Annotated in this window: 1 pseudogene; it reads left to right on the top strand. The window is 64.1% G+C overall.

Annotation, left to right across the window (positions count from 1 at the left end):
• Positions 1-60: 60 nt before the first annotated feature.
• Positions 61-1,022, top strand: a pseudogene (locus AC07O3_RS25490) (hemagglutinin); the annotation flags it as partial.

The raw sequence follows: 1,022 nt of genomic DNA, 5'->3' as shown, positions 1-1,022 counted from the left end.
AGCACTGCGACGAGCAGCATCGGTAGCCTGTCGACTGGCCTGAGCACCACGAACAGCAACGTGACCAGCCTGTCGACTTCAACGTCGACCGGCCTGAGCACCGCCACCAGCAACATCGGCAGCCTGTCCACCGGCCTCAGCACCGCCAATAGCAGCATCGGCAGCCTGTCCACGGGCGTCGCGAACTCGGTCCAGTACGACGATGCGACTCACACCAAGGTCACGCTGGGCGGCGTCGGCGCGACATCGCCGGTCATCCTGACCAACGTTGCCGCGGGTGTGAACCCCACCGACGCGGTGAACTTCAGCCAACTGACTTCGCTGTCGACCTCGGTTTCCAGCGGTATTGCCAGCCTGTCGACTTCCACCTCGACTGGCTTGAGCACTGCGACGAGCAGCATCGGCAGCCTGTCCACCGGCCTGAGCACGACGAACAGCAACGTCTCGAGCTTGTCGACCTCGACCTCCACGGGTCTGAGCACCGCCACGAGCAGCATCGATAGCCTGTCCACGTCGACTTCGACGGGCCTGAGCACGGCGACCAGCAGCATCGGCAGCCTGTCGACCGGCCTGAGCACCACGAACAGCAACGTGACCAGCCTGTCGACTTCAACGTCGACCGGCCTGAGTACCGCCACAAGCAGCATCGGCAGTTTGTCCGCATCGACTTCGACGGGCATCAGCAGCCTGTCGACCGGCCTGAGCACGACCAACAGCAACGTTTCCAGCCTCTCGACTTCGACCTCCACGGGCCTGAGCACCGCCACGAGCAGCATCGACAGCCTGTCCACGTCGACTTCGACGGGCCTGAGCACGGCGACCAGCAGCATCGGCAGCCTGTCGACCGGCCTGAGCACGACGAACAGCAATGTGACCAGTCTCTCGACCTCGGTCTCCACGGGTCTGAGCACTGCCACGAGCAGCATCGACAGCTTGTCGACTTCGACTTCGACGGGCCTGAGCACGGCGACCAGCAGCATCGGCAGCCTGTCGACCGGCCTGAGCACGACGAACAGCAATGT

The sequence above is a fragment of the Variovorax sp. GW821-FHT09D05 genome (assembly GCF_059416325.1).
The sequence above is the reverse complement of the archived record's forward strand: the minus strand, read 5'-3'. Positions and strand labels throughout refer to the sequence as shown.